Source organism: Anaerofilum hominis, assembly GCF_014287275.1.
Taxonomy (GTDB): domain Bacteria; phylum Bacillota; class Clostridia; order Oscillospirales; family Ruminococcaceae; genus Pygmaiobacter; species Pygmaiobacter hominis.
Genome location: NZ_JACONZ010000001.1, coordinates 480,695 through 500,428 on the forward strand (window position 1 = coordinate 480,695; position 19,734 = coordinate 500,428).

Consider the following 19,734-nt stretch of genomic DNA (forward strand, 5'->3'; position numbering starts at 1 on the left):
GCCTCACTTCGTTATTCGTTCGATTCGTCGCCTTCCGGCTCAGTCTCCAGATCCGAGAAGAGGTCGTCGGTCTCGATCAGATCTTCCGAGTCCTCCTCTTCCTCCGCAACGGGAGCATCGCCCTCTTCGACGTCGCCAATGGTGTAATTATCCAGCTCGCTCTCGACCAGCACGTCGTCGCCCAGCGGCAGCGAGGAGGAATCGAACCCGACGTCGTCATCGTCGAAGTTCTGTTTCAGATCGATCTCGTTTTTCTCTTCATCCAGCACGCGCACATCCAGGCCCAGGGACTGCAGCTCTTTGATGAGCACGCGGAACGACTCGGGGATGCCCGGACGCGGCACGTTTTCGCCCTTGACGATGGCCTCGTAGGTCTTGACACGGCCCACCACGTCGTCGGACTTGACGGTCAGGATCTCCTGCAGGGTATAAGCCGCCCCGTAGGCCTCCAGCGCCCAGACCTCCATCTCGCCGAAGCGCTGGCCGCCGAACTGCGCCTTGCCGCCCAGAGGCTGCTGGGTGACCAGGCTGTACGGGCCGGTGGAGCGGGCGTGGATCTTGTCGTCGACCAGGTGGTGCAGCTTGAGGAAGTACATATAGCCCACGGTGACGGGGTTGTCGAACCGCTCGCCGGTGCGGCCGTCATAGACATAGGTCTTGCCGTCCTCGCGCAGGCCCGCCTGCTTGAACATCTCGCGGATATCCTGCTCGTGCGCGCCGTCAAAGACGGGGGTGGCGACCTTCCAGCCCAGGGCCTTGGCGGCCATGCCCAGATGAACCTCCAGCACCTGGCCGATGTTCATACGGGAGGGAACGCCCAGCGGGTTCAGGCAGATGTCCAGCGGGGTGCCGTCGGGCAGGAAAGGCATATCCTCCTGCGGCAGGATGCGGGACACGACGCCCTTGTTGCCGTGGCGGCCGGCCATCTTGTCGCCCACGCTGAGCTTGCGCTTTTGGGCGATATAGCAGCGCACGACTTCACGCACGCCGGGGTTCAGCTCGTCGCAGTTGTCGGGCGTAAAGACCTTCACGTCCACAATGATGCCGTACTCGCCGTGGGGCACCCGCAGCGAGGTGTCGCGCACCTCGCGCGCCTTTTCACCAAAGATGGCGCGCAGCAGCCGCTCCTCGGCGGTCAGCTCGGTCTCGCCCTTGGGGGTCACCTTGCCCACCAGGATATCGCCGGCGTTGACCTCCGCGCCCACGCGGATGATGCCGCGCTCGTCCAGATCTTTCAGGGCGTCGTCGCCCACGTTGGGGATATCGCGGGTGATCTCCTCGGGTCCCAGCTTGGTCTCGCGGGCTTCCAGTTCATACTCCTCGATGTGGATGGAGGTGTAGACGTCCTCGCGGACCAGTTTTTCATTGATGAGGACCGCGTCCTCGTAGTTGTAGCCCTCCCAGGTCATAAAGCCGATCAGGGCGTTTTTGCCCAGGCTGACCTCGCCGTTTTTGGTGGCGGGGCCGTCGGCCAGCACCTGGCCGGCCTTGACCTGCTCGCCCTTTTCGACGATGGGCCGCTGGTTGACGCAGGTGCCCTGGTTGGAGCGCATGAACTTGATGACGTCGTACTCTTCGGTGGTGTTCTTGCCGGTGCGCAGCACGACCTTGTCCGCGTCCACGTGCTCCACCACGCCGTCGTGTTTCGCCAGCACGCAAACGCCGGAGTCGCAGGCCGCTTTGTACTCCATGCCGGTGGCCACGATGGGCTGTTCGGTGACCAGCAGGGGCACCGCCTGCCGCTGCATGTTGGAGCCCATCAGCGCGCGGTTGGCGTCGTCGTTCTCAAGGAACGGGATCATCGAGGTCGCCACCGAGACGACCATCTTCGGCGAGACGTCCATAAAGTCGGCGCGCTCGCGCTCCACCGACAGGATCTCGTCGCGGCAGCGGGCGTTGACGCGCTCGTTGACGAACCAGCCGTTTTCGTCCAGCGGCTCGTTGGCCTGTGCGACCGTGTAATTGTCCTCCACGTCGGCGGTCATATAAACCACCTCGTCGGTGACGCGGTGATTTTCCTTGTCGATGCGGCGGTAAGGCGCCTCGACAAAGCCGTACTCATTGATCTTGGCAAAGGTGGCAAGATAGGAGATCAGGCCGATGTTCGGGCCCTCAGGGGTCTCGATGGGGCACATGCGGCCATAGTGGGTGTAGTGTACGTCGCGCACCTCGAAACCGGCGCGGTCGCGGGAGAGACCGCCGGGGCCCAGGGCAGACAGGCGGCGCTTGTGGGTCAGTTCCGCCAGCGGGTTGGTCTGGTCCATGAACTGGGACAGCGGCGAAGAGCCGAAAAACTCCTTGATGGCCGCCACTACCGGCCGGATATTGATCAGCGCCTGGGGGGTGATGACCTCCATGTCCTGCGCCTGCAGGGTCATGCGCTCGCGGATGACCCGCTCCATGCGGGCAAAACCGGTGCGGAACGCGTTCTGCAGCAGCTCGCCCACGCTGCGGATGCGGCGGTTGCCCAAATGGTCGATGTCGTCCACGTCGCCCACGCCGCTGCCCAGGCCGTTGAGGTAATTGATGGAGGCCAGGATATCGTCCACCGTGACATGGCGCGGGATCAGCAGGTCGCGGTTTTTGTCCAGCATGGCCTGCTGCTCCGCGACGTCCTCCACCTCAAGGATCTTCTGCAGCTCGCCGAAGCTGACCTTCTCGTCGATGCCGTACTCGGCGGCGTCAAAGCTGAGAAAATCATTCGCGGCGACCATGCCGTTGGAGACCACTTTGACCTCGCGGCCCTCGATGTCCAGATAGACGACCGAAACGCCGGAGCGCTCAATGGCCTCGGCGACATCGGCGCGGATCACCTCGCCCTTGGCGGCCAGCAGCTCACCGGTGAGAGGCGCGATGACGTCGCGCATGGGGGCAAAGCCCCGCACCCGCGGGCCGATGGCCAGCTTTTTGTTGATCTTGTAGCGGCCGAACCGGGACAGGTCGTAGCGGCGGTCGTCAAAGAACAGGCTGTTCAGATGGCTCTGGGCGCTCTCCACCGTCGGGGGCTCGCCGGGGCGCAGCTTGCGGTAGGTCTCCAGCAGGCCCTCTTCCTCGTTTTTCGCCACATCCTTGGTCAGGGTGGCCTCGATGCGCTCGTCATCGCCGAAGAACTCGCGGATCTGCGCGTCGGTGCCAAGGCCCAGCGCCCGCAGGAAAGTGGTCACCGGGATCTTGCGGTTTTTGTCGATATGCACATAGAAGATGTCGTTGGAGTCGGTCTCATACTCCAGCCAGGCGCCGCGGTTGGGGTTCAGCGTGGCGGTGTACAGCTTCTTGCCGGTCTTGTCGTAGCTGAAGCCAAAGTACACGCCCGGAGAGCGCACCAGCTGGGAGACGATGACCCGCTCGGCGCCGTTGATGATGAAAGTGCCGGAATCGGTCATGAGCGGAAAATCGCCCATGAAGATCTCCTGCTCTTTCACCTCGCCGGTCTCCTTGTTCAGCAGCCGGGCGCGCACCCGCATGGGGGCCGCGTAGGTGACGTCCCGCTCCTTGCACTCTTTGACCGTGTACTTGGGCTCTTCGTCGAGACGGTAATCGATGAACTCCAGCACGAGATTGCCCGTGTAGTCCTCGATCGTGGAGATGTCCCGAAAGACCTCTTTCAGGCCTTTGTCCAAAAACCACTGATAAGAATTTTTCTGCACCTCGATGAGGTTGGGCATCCCGACGACTTCGTCGATCTGGGAAAAAGTCATTCGTTCGGTTTTTCCAAGCTGTACCGGCTTGACCTTCACCATAAGTTGCGACCACTCCTGTTCATCTGTAATCCAGCACCAAAAAGGGAAATGCAGCGGTCCGTCGGCCCGAATTGACATTGTGCGTTTTGCACAAAAAATAATATAAAATTTCGTCAATAAGTGCAAACGAAGCCATTTTGATACAGTTGTTTATTATAGTTCATCGCTGTCAAGATGTCAACCATTATTTCATTTGACGAATTTTGAATCATTTTTTCGCCATTTTGCCCTGAAGCAGAATTTGTCAAGGCAAACCGCTGTATCTTCCCTCCCCCGACGCCGGAAAGCGCAGAAGTTTCTTCTTCGCCCTGCGGCTATTGGCTTTCCACAGAGCCGGTGATAGAATGACAATAGAAAAAGAGCCGCGTTCTCCTTTCAATAAATAATAGGTTAAAGTTTTTGAGGCCAATTCCTCCCCGCAGCCTTTTTTCTATCCGGTCCGGTGATGAGACGATAAAAGGCACCGCCTGCTGCCGTGCCTTTCACCGCAAATTTATTACAACAGGAGAATAAAAAATGAAAACAAAAGCAAAGCTGTCGGTCTTTCTTTTCGCCGTTCTCATCGCCCTGACATCCTGTGGGACCGGCGCCTCTTCCTCCCCGGAAAAAGTGCCTGCGTCTTCTTCCTCCTCTGCGGCTTTCCGCGCCGACAGCTCCTCCGCCCTGCCACAGGAAGCGCTGCCCTCCGTTTTCGCCTCTTTTTTCCAGCGGCAGTGGCCTGCCGTGGAGGGCGCCGCGGATGCGATGGCCCTGCCGGAGGGAACTGTTTTTTTTGCGGATCTGGACGGCGACGGCACGCCTGAGCTCTTTCTCACCTACAGCACCGGCGGCGGCAAGCAAACCGGGCTGCTGGCTTATAACGTCAGCGGCGAGACGCCGAAAGAACTGGGCAGCGCTTATCTTGCCGTAGCGCCGCTGGGTTCGCAGCTGGAATTTTCCCTCTGGGAAGAGGGCGGGCAGCGTGTACTCTATACACAGGGGGAACTGCCTGTTGGAGCGGCTGATCCCACACATTATCATATCGAAAGCTTTTTGAGCCTTTCAGACGGCCGCCTTGTTCTGGCGGAGCTGAACTACTCTGAAACAGAGGGGAGATCTCCAGTCTATTACAGGACCCCGCAGAGCAGCGAGACGGTTTCCGCGGCTGAATACGAGGCGCTGCGGTGTGCGCTCCTGCCGGGCGGGGAACCGCTGGAGACCATAGACGCGGGAGAGCCGTTGGATTTTCTTGAGGACCTCCCCGCGTTTGAGACTGCTGTCCGCGAGGCATGGGAACGCTGGACGCAGGGCCACGGCTGAACGCCAAGGTTCGCAGACTGCTTTTTTCCTTTTCGCGCGGCCTCCCCCGTCAAAGCCATCCCGCTCCACGCGGATGCATTCTGAGAAAAGCAGCTTGTTCAAGGCCCGGGGCCGGGGGAACGCGCAGACGGGCAAAGGCGAAAAACTGGCCAATAAAAACGGACGGGGAGAGCCCCGTCCGTTTTTTATTGGTTTTATACCTGCTGCCCTGAGGCCTCCCTCTCGGCGTCATCCGCCACCATATCGGCAAAGGTCACCGCTGAGAGCCGAGCGTTCACCTCCCGGGTCACCTCCTGCCACACCTTTTGAAAGCTGCAGCAGCCCGACACACCGCGGTTGCACCCGTTCTCCGGGTCAAGACAGCGGCTGATGGCATAGGCTTTCCCCTCCACTGCGTCGACCACCTGTTTGAGGGTGATCTGGCTGGCGGGCCGCGCCAGCTCATAGCCGCCTTTAATGCCCTTATAGCTGTTTACCAGACCGGCGCCTGCCAGCTTGCCCAGAATTTTGAGCGAAAAGCGCAGCGTGACGCACATCGCCTCACTGATGCTGGCCGCATCCATGCGTCGGTCATTTTTTGCCAGGCAAAAAACGATGCGCATGGCATAATCCGTCTCCTGTGTGAGATGCATCGGCGCCGCCCCCTTAAAGTATACTAATTTTGTGTATATTAAGTATAACACCGGCCCGGCAAAAGTCAAGAGGAGGGGGCAAAAACGCCCCCTCCTCTGTGGCAGCGCCGCAAAGCGCCGCGCCCCGTGTCTGCCCGGCCCAAAGCGGCGTCTGCCGCGCAGCCGTTGTTTTTCAGCCGCAGGCCGCAGGCCATAGGCCTCCGCCCGCCGGACGGCGACCCGTCCTTACAGCGCTCCGGTCCTTGTCATCCCTCTGCCCTGCGCCGGCGGGCGCGCGGCCTGCCCTCGCGAAAAAACAGCATGACCGGCAGGGCCAGCAAAAACCAGAAAAAGCTGTACAGCGGGCAGATCTGCCCCAGCAGGTTGAGGGGGCGATCCGCATAATCCCACACCGCCCAGCCCAGCCAGACGTTCACCACCAGCCCCACGGCCAGTTCGATGGCGGTCACTGCCCCGGCCGCCGTCAGCGCCTGCAAAAAGACGCTGTGCCGCCCCAGCCGCCTGCTGATGCCGAACATCAGCAGCAGGCAGGTGCCCCCGGCAAGGGCCATGCTCCAATGGGTGTATCCGCGGCAGATGATCTCGATGCTTCCGTACCCCACCGCGCCGAACAGAAAGATCCCGATCTTTTGTTTCACTTTCATCACCGGTGTTTAGTGTGACCGGTGAACCGCCAAATATGTCCCCGGGGCGCCAAAGATCTTCTGTCCGCGGCCGGCTGACAAGCGACAAAAAGGTCAGCGCGGTTCCCCTTGCCGCTCGTACTGCCGGCGGTTTGCCATGCACAGCAGAACGCTGATAGCAAAGGCGGCGGCAGCGCCGATAAAGGGCAGCTCGGGGAGCAGCCCATAGGCAAAGCCGGAAAGCAGGGGGCCTACCATCATCCCCAGCGAGCGGGCGGCGTTGAAGAGGCCCGCCATCTCCCCCTTAGAGCTGCCGTTGTCGTTTTTGACCATCAGCACCTGCAAAATGGGCAGAAACACTGCGCTGAAGGTGTAATAGAGCATCGCCGCCGCAAGGAACATGGGCACCCCCGCAGCCATCACCATTGCCGTGAGGGACAGCGAACAGAGCGCCAGCACCGCCGAGATCGCCTTGCGGATATCAGTCTTTTTCACGATCCACATATTGATGGTCATATTGGCGGCCAGGCCGACCAGCCCCACCGCCGCTTTGAACACGCCGTTGTAAGAGGTGGGGAAATCCAGCTGCATGCGCAGGTAATAGTTGAAGGACTGGTCATGGGCAAACGTGGCGGTATTGCTGAGAAAAACGATCAGCAAAAAGGTCGCCATGGGGCCGGTGGCCCTTTTTGCCGAGGCGCACAGGCTGGAAACGGGGTTGATCTCCTGCAGCTGCAGTTTTGCCCCGTGTGCAGGGGGGACCGCTTCCCCCAGCGTAAAAAGGGTGACAAGGCCCGCCGCCGCCGCCAAAATCACCTGCACCACAAAGACCAGCTGCATATCTCTGTCGCCGATCAGCCCGCCGATCAAAAAGCCGGCTGCCGTCGTGAGGGAGCCCAGGGCCGCATAAACGGACAGATACTTTCCCCTTTTTTCCTGATCCTCCGTATACGCCGTGATGTAGGCCATCGAGTTGACCATGGTGGAGCAGGCAAAAAAGCCTCCCACACAGCGGGCTGCCAGGATCATCCACGACGTCGTTGCCATGGAAAAAAGGGCCTGCCCCACGCAATACCCGAACATGCCCAGCGCCATGCTTTTGCCGTAGCCCACCTTATCGCCGACCCTGCCCCAGAACGGGCTGGCCAGAAAGTTGCACAGCGCCATGGCGGCAAAGGCCAGACCGAACATATAATCGGGGCAGCGGATGCTCTGCAAGAATGCGGGCGTGATGGGGTGGACAAAATTCGACACCATAAAAAACAGCGAATACAAGGTCATCATCCACACGATAGAACGCTTTTTCATTTTTTTGACTCCTCTTCCCTGCCGGCCGCCCCACACGGAGATGCGCAGGGACCGGCCGCCCTCCTCCTGCCGGAGGGCGGCCGGTCCCTTTTGCCGCCGGTATCTTTCTGTCTTATGCCGCGCTGGAGGCCCATCCCCTGGGACCTCAGTCCAGAAAATCCCGCAGCTTTTTCGAGCGGCTGGGGTGGCGCAGCTTGCGCAGCGCCTTTGCCTCGATCTGACGGATGCGCTCGCGGGTGACGTTGAACTCTTTGCCCACCTCTTCCAGCGTGCGGGGGCGGCCGTCCTCCAGGCCAAAGCGCAGGCGCAGCACCTTTTCCTCCCGCGGGGTCAGGGTCTTCAGCACGCCGGAGAGCTGCTCTTTGAGCAGGGTGTGGCTGGCGGCCTCGGCCGGCACCGGCGCGTCCTCGTCGGGGATGAAATCGCCCAGATGGCTGTCCTCCTCCTCGCCGATGGGGGTCTCCAGGCTGACCGGCTCCTGCGCGACCCGCATGATCTCGCGCACCTTGTCCACCGGCATATCCAGCTCGGCGCTGATCTCCTCCGGCGTGGGCTCATGCCCATTGCGGTGCAGCAGCTGGCTGGAGACCTTTTTCACCTTGTTGATGGTCTCCACCATATGCACCGGGATGCGGATGGTGCGGGCCTGGTCGGCGATGGCGCGGGTGATGGCCTGCCGGATCCACCAGGTGGCATAGGTGGAAAACTTGAACCCCTTGGTGTGGTCGAACTTTTCCACCGCCTTGATCAGGCCCAGATTGCCCTCCTGGATCAGATCAAGAAACTGCATGCCGCGGCCCACATACCGCTTTGCGATCGAGACCACCAGACGCAAGTTGGCCTCCGCCAGCCGCTGCTTGGCCCGCTCGTCGCCCTGCAGGATGCGCTCGGCCAGTTCGATCTCCTCCTCGGGGGTGAGCAGGGGCACCCGGCCGATCTCTTTTAAGTATACCTTGACCGGGTCGTCGATGGCCACGCCCTCGGCGGCGAGGGCGCCCTCAAACTCGTCGGTGTTCTCCTCCGTCAGCTTGAACTCCTCGATCTCCGGGTCAGGCTCGTCCACGACCTCGATGTTGTGGGCGTCCAGCGTCTCGTACAGCTTGTCCACCTGATCGACGTCAAAGCCGATCTCCTCCATCGCGTCGCTGATCTCCTTGGTCGTCAGCTTGCCGTTCTTTTTGCCTGTCTCGATCAGTTCCCGGATCACGGTCTTTTTGTCAGCCATAGTGTGCATTCCCCTTTATTTATCTTCCCCCGGCGCGCCGGGTCGTCTTGTAAAAACAGTTTCACTTGCGCTTCTGCTTGAGCCGTTCCAGATATCCCTCCAGCTCCTGCGGGCTCATCCCCGCCGCCGCCGCGGACTTGGGCACGCTCTCTTCAATGCGCTCCATATACAGCGTCACGTCCCGCGCGGTAAAGCCCACGTCGTAGTTCTGCGCCAGCACGCGGGAGAGCAGGGACACCGTCGCCTCCGGCAGCTCGCCGGAGAGCTGGGTAAAATCGACATATTCGCCCCGCTGCTGTTTTTGCAGCAGGAGCTGAAAGACCTCGGCCATTTCCGGGGTGATGAACTGCCCGGGCGACAGCCGCGCGGCGATGGTCTTGAGGTATTCGGGGTCCTTGATGGCCGCAGCCATCAGCTGCTGCTCGGCAAAGGCCACCCCCAGCGCCTTTTGCCCTCCCTGGGTATAGGGCACCTTGATCTGGGCGGCCGCCCCCTCGCCCAGCAGCGCTTTCTCCCGCTCTTTGGCGGCTTTGCGGCTCTTGGCCCGCAGGCGCGCCTCCAACTGGGTGAGCACCGTCTTTTTCTCCACATCGGTCTCCTCGGCAAGGCGGCCCGCATAGACGTCCCGCTCGGTGGGGGTCACCCTGCCCGAAAGGATCTCGATGGCGTCCCGCAGATAGCCCACCCGGCCGTCCGGCTTTGCAAGATCATAGTTTGCCCGGGCGCGGGCCAGCTCGTACTCGATGGCGTTGTTGCAGCCGTCCAGCAGCATCTGAAACCGCTCGGCCCCATACTTTTTGATGAACTCGTCCGGGTCCTTTGCCCCCTGCACGGTCAGGATAGAGACCTTGACCGGCTCGTTGGCCAGGATGCCGATGGCCCGGCGGGTGGCTTTTTGCCCGGCCTCGTCGCTGTCGTAGCTCAGCACCAGCTCGTCGGCGTAGGTGGACAGCAGCTTTGCCTGTTCCGGCGTGAACGCGGTGCCCAGCGGGGCCACCGCGGTATCGAAGCCCGCCTGATGCAGGGCGATGGCGTCCATATATCCCTCGCAGAGAATATAGCGCTTGCTTTGAGAGCGCTTTGCGATATTGAGGGCGAACATGTTGCGGCTTTTTTTGAATACCGGCGTGTCGCCGCTGTTGAGGTATTTGGGGCCGCCCTCGTCCCCCATGCGGCGGCCGCCAAAGGCGATGACGTTGCCGCGCAGGTCGATGATGGGAAACATCACCCGGCCGTGAAAAAAATCATAGGTGCCCCCGCGCTGGCCGCGCTTGATGATGCCGCCGGCGAGCATCTCCTCTTCGGTATAGCCCTTTTTGCGCAGATGGTCGCTGGTGGCGTGATAGCCCTCGGGCGAATACCCCAGCCCGAACCGTCTGATGGTGCCGTCGGACAGGGCGCGGCCGCGCAGATACCCCCGCGCCGCACGCCCCTCGTCGGTGTTCAGCTGTTCAAAGTAAAAGCGGGCGGTATCCTTATTCATTGCCAGGATACGGCGTTTTATTTTGCCCGTGTCGTCCCGGTCGTCAGGCAGCGGCATCCCGGCCCGGGCAGCCAGAAACTTCACCGCCTCTATGTAGTCCAGGTTGTTGATCCGCTTGACAAAGGTGATGGCGTCCCCCCCTGCCCCGCAGCCGAAACAGTAAAAGCTGGCCGTCTCAGGGTAAACCACAAAGGAGGGGGTCTTTTCGCTGTGGAACGGGCAAAGCCCGGTATAGGTGCGCCCCCTGCGGCGAAGCTGGACATAGCCGCCCACCAGTTCCGCGATATCGGTGCGCTGGGAAAGTTCCTGCAGATAATCCGGTGAGATCGCCATGTCCCCGCCTCCTCTCCCGCCCGCGGGCCCCGTCGGCCCGGCAGGCGTTTTTTATCCTGTTTCTCTCAATACTGCAGCGACCAGCCCCTGGGCACGAACAGATCCTCAAACGTGCGGATGGCAAATTCGTCGCTCATGCCGGAGATATAGTCGGTAACGGCCCGGTCGGCCCCCTCTTCCGCAAAGATCTGCTGGAACTGGCCCGGCATGCGGTTGGGATGCGCCTTGAAGTAGCCGTAAAGCTCTTCGATCAGCTTGTCGACCTTTTTTTCCTCTTTTTTGGCCCGTTTGTCCACATACACCGTGGCGTACATAAAGCTGTGCAGCGCCTCGTACTGCTCGTAGACCTGCGGGGCCATGCGCAGCGCGCCGTCGGCGCTGTTTTCCACCAGGGAGGAGATCAGGGTGGTGATGCGGCGGCTTTTGGTCGCCCCCAGCACCCGCACCGCCTCGCGCGGCAGGTCCTGCTGGTGCAGCACCCCGGCCGTGACGGCATCTTCGATGTCGTGGTTGATATAGGCGATGTGGTCCGCATATTTGACCACCTGCCCCTCCAGCGTGAACGCCTCGGGCCCGCGCGTGTGGCAGGCAATGCCGTTGAGCACTTCTTTGGAGAGGTTGAGCCCCTCGGGATATTTTTCCAGCATCTGCACCACCCGCACGCTCTGCAGATAGTGGGCGAAGCCCTGCGGGCACAGGCCGTTCAGCGCCCGCTCCCCCGCGTGGCCGAACGGCGTATGGCCCAGATCGTGCCCCAGCGCGATGGCCTCGGTCAGATCCTCATTGAGCCGCAGGCTGCGGGCGATGGTGCGGGCGATCTGCGCCACCTCCAGCGTATGGGTCAGGCGGGTGCGGTAGTGGTCCCCCTCCGGCGCGAGAAAGACCTGCGTCTTTTGCTTGAGCCGCCGGAAGCTTTTGCAGTGGATGATGCGGTCCCTGTCGCGCTGAAAGCAGGGCCGCAGCGGGCAGGGCTCTTCCGGCCGTTCCCTGCCGCGGCTGTCCTGAGACAGGCAGGCATAAGCCGAGAGGGTCTGCCGCTCGATCTCTTCCGTGCGTTCCCGTACCGTCACCTAAGGATCACCTCCGCTGCGCCCCGTCCAAACCCAACGCGTACGGGCGAGCAAAAATAACTTCCATATATACTATACGACTTTTTTGCCTAAAACCCTTTTCTTTCACAGAAATTTCCAGAAAAATTTTCTTCACGCTGCAAAAAAGGGGCAGCGTGGTCAAAGCCCCGCAAAAGCCGGGTCCTGCCGGCATGGAAACCGCCGCTGCGGCACAGCGTTTTTCCCGGCTCTCTGGCGGAGGCGCGGCCGTCTCCCCCTTGCAGCATACGGCGCGGGCAGGGATGCGGTTTTCACAGAATATCCGCCGGCCGCCCTCAAAAGACCCGGCGTTTTTGCGCTTGTACTGTCTTTGGCCCGCGCGGGCGGCCCTCAAAACGGCGCATAATAGGGCTTGCCCACCTGGGCGCGCAGCTTGCCGCGGCAGAGCTCGGAGAGCTGTTCCAGCAGCGGTGTTTCGGCGCCCTCCAGCAGGGTCAGCTCCAGCGTCACCTCGTCGGTAAAGCGGGTGTCCCGCACCTTTGCGCCCGCGGCGGCGGCAAGCCGCGCCCCCTGCTCGTAAAGCGCATAGGGCAGCACCGCCGAAAGATCGACGCAGGGGCGCACCGTCACCCGGCGCGCCTGTTCCAGCGCCGCCTGCGCCGCAGAGGTATACGCCCGCACCAGCCCCCCGGTGCCCAGCAGCGTGCCGCCGAAATAGCGGGTGACCACCACGATCAGGTCCGTCAGGCCGGAGTGCCGCAGCACCTCCAGCACGGGCAGGCCCGCCGTTTTTTGCGGTTCGCCGTCGTCGGAATAGCGGGTGCGGCTGTTCTCCCGCAGCAGATAGGCGTAAACATTGTGGTTGGCCGTGCGGTGCTCCGCGCGCACCTCCTCTAAAAAGCGCAGCGCCGACGCCTCGGTGTCGGCAAAGGAGGCGGAGGCGATAAACTCGCTCTTTTTTTCCACGATGGTCGCGGCCGCCGTCCCCTCGATGGTGGTATAGCTCTCCAAATTCTGCTCCTCCTCTGCTGTTTTTCGTCCCTTTTGCCCAAATGCCAACGCGCTTTCCCGGGCCGGGCAAAGCGCTTTCCCCGCGCCCTGCTCCCCGCTGCAGCCGGCTGCGGCGCGCTTGTTCCGCGCCCCGCTTTGGGACGCTTTCCATACCCCTATCCTAGTCCGTTTCCGCGCGCTTTCGATCTTTTCCGGCGCGGCCGCCCGCAGCGCGCCCGGCGCGCCCCTTTGGTCCCCTCTGCCGGCGGGCCGGGGGAGGCGCTTTTTCGGGGCCTCCCGGCGCAAAAGGTAAAAAAGGCGCGCGGCAGGCCTTTTTATAACACAAAAAGGCCTGAGAAAGCGCTGCCCTCTCAGGTCTCTTTTTCTGTTAACTTTTGCCTTAGTCCTCGATGCCGAAACGCTTTTTAAAGCGGTCGACGCGTCCGCCGGAATCTACCAGCTTCTGCTTGCCGGTGTAAAAGGGATGGCATTTGGAGCACACGTCCACGCGGAGCTCTTTCTTTGTGGAACGGGTATGGATCACCTCGCCGCAGGCGCAGGTGATGACGGCGTCCTCATACTTGGGATGGATACCTTCCTTCATCTTCGTTCACCTCACTCTGGTTCTGATTATTAGCGCATGTGATTTGGCATACGCAGCATCACAACCTGATCTCACCGGGGCTTGGACACCGGAATACACGATTGCTATAGTAGTCTACCACAACCCGCACAAAAAAGCAACTGTTTTTTCGCGCTCAAAAACCCAGCATGGTGTTGACCGCCGCGGCCAGCTTCTGCTGCAGGGCCGCAGCCGCCTCGCGGCTCTCGCCCTTGGCCGAATAATAGGTCTTGATCTTCGGCTCGGTGCCGGACGGGCGCACGATGACGCTGGCGCCGCAATCCAGATGATAGGTCAGCACATCCGCTTTGGGCAGGTCGATGGGGGCCACTTCGCCGGTGGCGGTGTCGGTGGACGTGCTGCGGGCATAATCCTCCACCCGCACGACCCTGTACCCCGCGATCTGGGTGGGGGCGCCTGCGCGCAGGTCGGCCATCAGCTGCTTCATCTTGTCCATGCCCGCCAGGCCCTCGAACTCAAAAGAGTCCACCTTGTGCAGATAGGTGCCGTAGGTCTTGTAAATGCGGTCCAGCTCCGCCTTGAGCGAAGAGCCCCCCGCCGTGTAATAAGCCGCCATCTCGCAGATCAGCATGCTGGCGACCACCGCGTCTTTGTCCCGCACATAGCTGCCTGCCAGATAGCCGTAGCTCTCCTCGAAACCGAAGATAAAGCGGTTCTGTTCGCCTTTCTGCTCCAGCCGCAGGATCGTCTCGCCGATATACTTGAAGCCGGTGAGCACCTGCACCGGCGTGACGCCGTAGGTCTTGGCCACCTCGTCGGCCAGGGCGGTGGTCACGATGCTGCGCACATAGACCGGGTCCCGGGGCATCGTGCCCGCCTCGGTGCGGCCCTTGCAGATATAATCCAGCAGCAGCACGCCCACCTCGTTGCCGGAGAGCAGCAGGTAATCGCCGCCGTCCCGCACCGCGATGCCCACCCGGTCCGCGTCGGGGTCGGTGGCCAGCAGCAGGTCCGCGCCGGTCTTTTTGGCCAGTTCCAGCCCCAGCTGCAGGGCCTGCTTGATCTCCGGGTTGGGGTAAGGGCAGGTGGTAAAGTTGCCGTCCGGCAGCTCCTGCTCTGGCACAACAGTGACGTCCTCGATGCCGATATCGGCCAGGATGCGGCGCACGGGCAGGTTGCCGGTGCCGTTGAGCGGGGTGTACACCAGTTTCAGGCCGGAGCCGCGGCAGACGCCGGGGCGCACGCTGCGGTCTTTGACATGGTCGTAATACCGCTCGATGACCTCGCTGGAAATGTATTCGATGATCCCCTCCTGCATGCCCTTATCGAACGGGATGCGGCGCACATCGCGGAACACATCGGTCTTCTGGATCTCAGCGTAGACCGCGTCGGCGCTTTCGCTGGTCATCTGGCAGCCGTCCGGCCCATAGGCCTTGTAACCGTTGTACTTTGCCGGGTTGTGGCTGGCAGTGACCATGATGCCGGCGTCGCACTTCAGCTTGCGCACCGCATAGGACAGCATGGGGGTGGGCATGAGGGTCTTGTACAGATAGGCCTTGACCCCGTTTGCCGCCAGCACCTCCGCCGCGGCCCGGGCAAACTCCAGGCTCTTGTTGCGGCTGTCGTAGGAGATGGCTACCCTGGGATGCTTGTTGTGCTTTTTCAGGTAGACGGCCAGGCCGTGGGTGGCCTGACGGACGGTGTAGATGTTCATGCGGTTGGTGCCCGCGCCGATGACGCCGCGCAGGCCTGCCGTGCCGAATTCCAGGCTGACCGCAAAGCGGTCCTCGATCTCGTCCTGTTTGCCCTCGATCGCGCGCAGCTCGGGGATCAGGTCCTCGTCCTCTGTGGCGTGCTTCAGCCAGCGGCCATACTCTTCCATAACCATTTCATGCACCTGCCTGATTCAATTTTTTGCGGGCAGCCGCGACAGGCGCCGCCGCACCGCGGATGGGGCTTTACCATTCTTTTACTTGTTCCCTATTATAATCCTTTCCTCAAAAAGAGTAAAGTTGCAGTTGTGTTAAGAATTCATTTTGCACAACAGAAGAGGCCTATTTTTTTCAAAAAGAGGGGCCCCGGTCCCCGCCGCCGCTCCGCGCGCGGCAAAACAGCGCTTGCAATCCCGCCGGGGCGCAGGTATCATGAAAACAGGACGATCCTGCGGGATCGCGGAGAGGGGGCTTTGCGCATGTACGCAAAAATCACCAGTCTGGGCGGTCTGGCGCTGGAGGGGTTTCCGGTCACGGTAGAGGCGGACCTGTCCGGCGGGCTTCCCGCATTCGAACTGGTCGGTCTGCCGGACAACGCGGTCAAAGAGGCGCGGGACCGGGTGCGCAGCGCCCTGAAAAACAACGGTTTCACCTACCCGGTAAGCCGCATCACGGTGAACCTTGCCCCTGCCGACATCAAAAAGACCGGGCCGGTATACGACCTGCCGGTGCTGCTGGCCATCCTGGCCGCGTCGGGCCAGCTGCCGGCGCCCGCGCCGGACGCCGCGTTTCTGGGAGAGCTGGCGCTGGACGGCACGGTGCGCAGCGTCAACGGGGTGCTGCCCATGGCGCTGGCCGCCCGCGCCCACGGCGTCAGGGCGCTGTTCGTGCCCGCGGACAACGCGCCGGAGGCCGCGGTGGTGGAAGAGCTGCAGGTCTACGCCCTGCATACCGTGCGCGAACTGGCGGACCATCTGCGCGGCGGCGCGCCGCTGCTCCCGGTGCCTCCCACCGGGTTTTCCCTTTCCTGCGGCGGCACTCTGCCTGATTTTGCCGACGTACGCGGACAGCCGGAGGCGCGCCGCGCGCTGGAGATCGCCGCGGCGGGCCACCATAACCTGCTGCTCATCGGGCCGCCGGGCACGGGCAAGTCGATGCTGGCCCAGCGCCTGCCCTCTATTCTGCCGCCCATGACCCGCGAGGAGGCCATCGAGACGACCGAGATCTACTCGGTGGCCGGCCAGCTGCCCAGGGGCAGCGGCCTTGTGACCCGCAGGCCTTTCCGCAGCCCGCATCATTCGGTCTCCTCCATGGGGCTGGCCGGCGGCGGCAGCGTGCCCCGTCCCGGTGAGATCAGCCTTGCCCACAACGGCGTGCTGTTTCTGGACGAACTGCCCGAATTCCGCCGCGACGCCCTGGAACTGCTGCGCCAGCCCATGGAGGACGGCCGCGTCACCGTCAGCCGGGTGGCGGCCAGCGCCACCTTTCCCTGCGGCTTTATGCTGGTGGCGGCCATGAACCCCTGCCCCTGCGGCTATTTCGGCCACCCCACCCGCCAGTGCACCTGTACGCCCTCCGCCATCGACCGCTATCTGCAGCGCATCTCCGGCCCCCTGCTGGACCGCATCGACCTGCATGTGGAGGTCCCCCCGGTGGAATACGGCGCCCTTTCCGGACAGGAGCAGGGCGAGACCAGCAGCGAGATCTTGGCGCGGGTGACCGCCGCCCGCAGCCGTCAGCAAGAGCGGTACGAGGGGGCCGGCATCAGCTGCAACGCGCAGCTGACCCCCGCTCTGCAGCGGCTCCACTGCCCGCTCACCCCCGCGGCCGACCGGCTGCTGGCCCGGGCTTTCCAGCGCATGGGCCTGTCCGCCCGCGCCTACGGACGGGTGCTTCGGGTCAGCCGCACCATCGCCGATCTGGACGGCGCACAGCAGATCGACGCGCCCCATGTCAGCGAGGCGATCCAGTACCGCAACCTGGACCGGAAATACTGGCACAGCCGGTGACCGCCCGCCCCTGTGGCGCGCGGGAGCGGCGGCACAGCCCAAGCCAAACAAAAAGGCCGCCGCGGCCGCGCGGCGGAAAGCAACGCAAAACAGAACGCCCCACCAACCGGCGGCAAAAGCGCGGGGCGTTGTCCGGCCGCGCCCTGTCCCGCGCAGTGAGGCATAAAGCCGCAGCGCATCCAAAACAAAAAAACCACCGTCTGCTTTTAAAGCAGGCGGTGGTTTTTTCGCCTTACCGGGCCGCAGAGGACGGAGCGCGCAGTTCACAAACCGCCGTTCCCGCTCCGCAAGCCACGCATCCCGGGCTGCGATGGCCCGGGACGGGCACAAACAGTGCTGCGTACCGGCTTTTTCCAGAAAAATTTTTCGAGGGGGCCCGCAGGCCTTTCAGAAAAAGGGCCGCCCTGCATCCCGATAAAAAATAAGGACCTTTCTTTTTTCGTGCAGTCCCACAGCGCGGCCATCCTCCGGCAGGATCTCTTCAGAAATCCGAAACTTCTTTCCTCAAGGGCACAAGGGGGCGACAGCGCAGCGGAAAGCTGCATTCCTGCGGGCGCTCACCGGCGGTCTGTGCAGAATTTTGCGCCATCCGCTCTCCCTCTGTACGCCCGGACCGCGGGCCCCTCCCTGTCCCACGGGGGCCTGCGTCAGTCCCCGCCGCTTTTCGCCTTTTGCTTCGGGCGGTAAATGCTGAACACCGCTTTCAGCAGCGGCGCCTCGGGCTCCAGCAGCGCCGCCAGCGTGCGCCGGTCTCCCCGGCGTCCGCCCGCACAGTACCAGGGGCTTTCTATGCCCTGCGGGCGCCGGCAGGGCAGCAGACGCGCGGTCAGGGAATTGTAGAACCGATAGACCGTCTCGCCCTGCGGGGTCTTTCCCACTCCGCCGCTGAACGCCACAAAATGGGCGCTGGGGTGCTTGCCGCGCAGATAATAGACGATGTTCGCGTCCGCCCCGGGGGCCTGTTTTTCCGCCCCCGCCAGCGTAAAGCTGACCGCGACGCGGCAGCCGCGCTTTAAAAAAAACGCCGGCAGGGCCACGGTGCGGGTGCCCATGCGGCCGCTCAGCACCAAACTGCGCTCCAGCTCTTTGAGCACGCTCTCCGGGCGCTGCCGCCCGCCCAGCAGCCGCAGCGCGTTATAACAGGCGATCCAGCCGCAGCCGCAGGCCGCGGAGTCCGTGACCCCCATCCTGTAACCCGCCAACAGCCGCTGGTCCACGATCATCCCGTCCCCGTCCACCGGCAGCTGCAGGCCTGTCCCCCAGGGGGCGGTCTGCAGCTCCAGACACAGGGAATGGTTGTGAAGATAGTTTGCCACCGGGCTTCTGCTCTGCCGTCTCTCCGCCATGGCGTCCGCCTCCTCCCGCCTTATTTGTGATACCGCGTGCCCGCGTTGATGGACGCGGCCCGGTAGATCTGTTCCAGCAGCATCAGCCGCGCCAGCTGATGCGGGAACGTCATCCTGCTCATGGACAGCCGCAGGGCGGCGCGCGCCTTGACCTCGTCGGACAGGCCGTGGGAAGAGCCGATGACAAACGCCACATCCGCGCGCCCGGAGAGGGCTTTCTGCTGAAAAAAGTCCGCCAGCTCCTCACTGCTGAGCTGTTTTCCCTCAATGCACAGGGCCACCAGCGAAGCGCTTTTGGGCACTGCCGCCAGGATGCGCTCCCCCTCTTTCTGCAGCGCGCGGCGGATCTCCGCATCGCCCGCGGCTTTTTCGCGGATCATCTCCTCCGGCAGCTCCACCAGCTTCAGATCGCAGAAAGCGGAGAGCCGTTTTGCGTACTCCGCACAGCCCTGCTGCAAAAAGGGCTGGCCCAGCCTGCCCACGCCGATCACAGTCACCGTCTGCATGCCGCCGTCCTCCTTTGCCCAAAGGCCCGCATTAAAAGTTGATCGCCGGGGTGACCGAACTGCGGGAGAGCACCCGCAGCAGCCCATCCCGGCCCGGCAGGGCGCCGGCGGCCAGAAACGCGCTGGTCACCGCGCCCAGGGCCAGCTCCGGCGTGTTGTTCTCCTGGCTGAGATGGCACAGGGCAAACCGCTCGCAGCCGCACTGCAGCAGCTTTGTCAGCGTCTCGCCGGTATCCGCGTTGCACAGGTGGCCCCGCGGGGAGGCGATGCGGGCCTTGAGATAATAGGGATAAGGGCCCGTGCGCAGCCGCACCGCGTCATAGTTTGCCTCCAGCACCACCAGATCCGCCCCCGCAAGCCCCTGCATCACCTCATCCGTGATGACGCCCAGGTCGGTGGCCAGGGCCGCCGTGCGGCCGGAGGGCGCTGTGACGCGAAAGCCGCAGCAATCCACCGAGTCGTGGCTGGTGTGAAACGAGCGCACCTCAAACTCTCCCACCCGGCCGCAGCCCTCCAGCACCTGCAGCTGCGCCGTGGGCGGCACCATCCCGTGATCCGCCAGATATGCCAGCGTCGCCTCGCTGCCGTAGACCGGCACGGGATAGTGCTTGAGGAACACCCGCAGGCCGCTGACGTGGTCCGAGTGCTCGTGGGTGATGAGGATGCCGTCCAGATCCGCCACCGAAAGGCCCGCCGAGTAGAGGGCGTTGATGGTGGTCTTACAGTTTTTCCCCATGTCCACGCACAGGTACCGGCCGTTTTCGCCCACCAGCGCGCAGTTGCCGGAGGAGCCGGAATAGAGGGAGAGGAAGGTCGCCATGATATGTAAACTCCTAAAAAATGATTTTTCCGCAGCGGGGCGGTTTTTATAAATAAGGGCCGTCCCCCGCGGGACA

15 protein-coding genes are annotated in these 19,734 nt (G+C 62.8%); 2 read left to right on the forward strand and 13 right to left on the reverse strand.

Annotated features, from left to right (window positions below; genetic code table 11):
* Nucleotides 1–11: 11 nt before the first annotated feature.
* The gene (gene rpoB, locus H8S23_RS02140; RefSeq protein ID WP_186886659.1) at nt 12–3,740 is read right to left on the reverse strand and encodes a DNA-directed RNA polymerase subunit beta; all 3,729 of its coding nucleotides are present in this window, start codon (nt 3,738–3,740) and stop codon (nt 12–14) included.
* 516 nt (nt 3,741–4,256) lie between these two features.
* On the opposite strand from rpoB, the gene H8S23_RS02145 reads away from it, so the two are divergent.
* Nucleotides 4,257–5,039, forward strand: coding sequence for a hypothetical protein (locus H8S23_RS02145; protein WP_186886660.1), 783 nt, complete (start codon nt 4,257–4,259; stop codon nt 5,037–5,039).
* A gap of 194 nt (nt 5,040–5,233) precedes the next feature.
* Here the strand turns inward: H8S23_RS02145 and H8S23_RS02150 are convergent, their stop codons facing one another.
* From H8S23_RS02150 to H8S23_RS02190, 9 genes are all read right to left on the reverse strand, one after another.
* Nucleotides 5,234–5,671: an RrF2 family transcriptional regulator gene (locus H8S23_RS02150; protein ID WP_186886661.1), complete on the reverse strand. Its 438-nt coding sequence runs from the start codon at nt 5,669–5,671 to the stop codon at nt 5,234–5,236.
* A 245-nt stretch (nt 5,672–5,916) separates the two neighbouring features.
* Complete coding sequence (locus H8S23_RS02155) at nt 5,917–6,309, reverse strand: putative ABC transporter permease (RefSeq protein WP_186886662.1); 393 nt, start codon at nt 6,307–6,309, stop codon at nt 5,917–5,919.
* 99 nt (nt 6,310–6,408) lie between these two features.
* Nucleotides 6,409–7,602 carry an MFS transporter gene (locus H8S23_RS02160; protein WP_186886663.1) on the reverse strand — a complete coding sequence of 398 codons (1,194 nt, stop codon included), beginning with the start codon at nt 7,600–7,602 and terminating at the stop codon, nt 6,409–6,411.
* Between the two features lie 145 nt (nt 7,603–7,747).
* Complete coding sequence (gene rpoD / locus H8S23_RS02165; protein ID WP_186886664.1) at nt 7,748–8,827, reverse strand: RNA polymerase sigma factor RpoD; 1,080 nt, start codon at nt 8,825–8,827, stop codon at nt 7,748–7,750.
* 61 nt (nt 8,828–8,888) lie between these two features.
* Complete coding sequence (gene dnaG / locus H8S23_RS02170; RefSeq protein ID WP_186886665.1) at nt 8,889–10,643, reverse strand: DNA primase; 1,755 nt, start codon at nt 10,641–10,643, stop codon at nt 8,889–8,891.
* 65 nt (nt 10,644–10,708) lie between these two features.
* Entirely contained in the window at nt 10,709–11,713 is a 1,005-nt protein-coding gene (locus H8S23_RS02175) for a deoxyguanosinetriphosphate triphosphohydrolase (RefSeq protein ID WP_186886666.1), read from the reverse strand.
* A gap of 369 nt (nt 11,714–12,082) precedes the next feature.
* On the reverse strand, nt 12,083–12,703 hold the full coding sequence (locus H8S23_RS02180; RefSeq protein WP_186886667.1) for an IMPACT family protein: 621 nt from the start codon (nt 12,701–12,703) through the stop codon (nt 12,083–12,085).
* A gap of 379 nt (nt 12,704–13,082) precedes the next feature.
* Nucleotides 13,083–13,286, reverse strand: coding sequence for a 50S ribosomal protein L31 (gene rpmE, locus H8S23_RS02185; RefSeq protein WP_186886668.1), 204 nt, complete (start codon nt 13,284–13,286; stop codon nt 13,083–13,085).
* A gap of 154 nt (nt 13,287–13,440) precedes the next feature.
* Complete coding sequence (locus H8S23_RS02190) at nt 13,441–15,153, reverse strand: phospho-sugar mutase (RefSeq protein WP_186886669.1); 1,713 nt, start codon at nt 15,151–15,153, stop codon at nt 13,441–13,443.
* 303 nt (nt 15,154–15,456) lie between these two features.
* Here H8S23_RS02190 and H8S23_RS02195 point away from each other — a divergent pair, with 303 nt between their 5' ends.
* Nucleotides 15,457–16,986 carry a YifB family Mg chelatase-like AAA ATPase gene (locus H8S23_RS02195; RefSeq protein WP_186886670.1) on the forward strand — a complete coding sequence of 510 codons (1,530 nt, stop codon included), beginning with the start codon at nt 15,457–15,459 and terminating at the stop codon, nt 16,984–16,986.
* 647 nt (nt 16,987–17,633) lie between these two features.
* Here the strand turns inward: H8S23_RS02195 and H8S23_RS02200 are convergent.
* The 3 genes from H8S23_RS02200 to H8S23_RS02210 are packed head-to-tail and all read right to left on the reverse strand — an operon-like array spanning nt 17,634 to nt 19,658.
* Nucleotides 17,634–18,332 (reverse strand): hypothetical protein, encoded by a 699-nt coding sequence (locus tag H8S23_RS02200; protein ID WP_186886671.1) that lies wholly within the window; start codon nt 18,330–18,332, stop codon nt 17,634–17,636.
* A 20-nt stretch (nt 18,333–18,352) separates the two neighbouring features.
* On the reverse strand, nt 18,353–18,838 hold the full coding sequence (gene rlmH, locus H8S23_RS02205; RefSeq protein ID WP_186886672.1) for a 23S rRNA (pseudouridine(1915)-N(3))-methyltransferase RlmH: 486 nt from the start codon (nt 18,836–18,838) through the stop codon (nt 18,353–18,355).
* A gap of 31 nt (nt 18,839–18,869) precedes the next feature.
* Nucleotides 18,870–19,658 carry an MBL fold metallo-hydrolase gene (locus H8S23_RS02210; protein ID WP_186886673.1) on the reverse strand — a complete coding sequence of 263 codons (789 nt, stop codon included), beginning with the start codon at nt 19,656–19,658 and terminating at the stop codon, nt 18,870–18,872.
* Between the last annotated feature and the right edge of the window lie 76 nt (nt 19,659–19,734).

Excerpts from the sequence above, each read along its gene's own strand:
- H8S23_RS02195 (WP_186886670.1), top strand. The coding sequence starts at position 15,457 with ATGTACGCAAAAATCACCAGTCTGGGCGGTCTGGCGCTGGAGGGGTTT.
- rpoB (WP_186886659.1), bottom strand. The coding sequence starts at position 3,740 with ATGGTGAAGGTCAAGCCGGTACAGCTTGGAAAAACCGAACGAATGACT.
- rpoD (WP_186886664.1), bottom strand. The coding sequence starts at position 8,827 with ATGGCTGACAAAAAGACCGTGATCCGGGAACTGATCGAGACAGGCAAA.
- dnaG (WP_186886665.1), bottom strand. The coding sequence starts at position 10,643 with ATGGCGATCTCACCGGATTATCTGCAGGAACTTTCCCAGCGCACCGAT.
- H8S23_RS02190 (WP_186886669.1), bottom strand. The coding sequence starts at position 15,153 with ATGGTTATGGAAGAGTATGGCCGCTGGCTGAAGCACGCCACAGAGGAC.
- H8S23_RS02160 (WP_186886663.1), bottom strand. The coding sequence starts at position 7,602 with ATGAAAAAGCGTTCTATCGTGTGGATGATGACCTTGTATTCGCTGTTT.
- H8S23_RS02150 (WP_186886661.1), bottom strand. The coding sequence starts at position 5,671 with ATGCATCTCACACAGGAGACGGATTATGCCATGCGCATCGTTTTTTGC.
- H8S23_RS02210 (WP_186886673.1), bottom strand. The coding sequence starts at position 19,658 with ATGGCGACCTTCCTCTCCCTCTATTCCGGCTCCTCCGGCAACTGCGCG.
- rlmH (WP_186886672.1), bottom strand. The coding sequence starts at position 18,838 with ATGCAGACGGTGACTGTGATCGGCGTGGGCAGGCTGGGCCAGCCCTTT.
- H8S23_RS02200 (WP_186886671.1), bottom strand. The coding sequence starts at position 18,332 with ATGGCGGAGAGACGGCAGAGCAGAAGCCCGGTGGCAAACTATCTTCAC.
- H8S23_RS02145 (WP_186886660.1), top strand. The coding sequence starts at position 4,257 with ATGAAAACAAAAGCAAAGCTGTCGGTCTTTCTTTTCGCCGTTCTCATC.
- rpmE (WP_186886668.1), bottom strand. The coding sequence starts at position 13,286 with ATGAAGGAAGGTATCCATCCCAAGTATGAGGACGCCGTCATCACCTGC.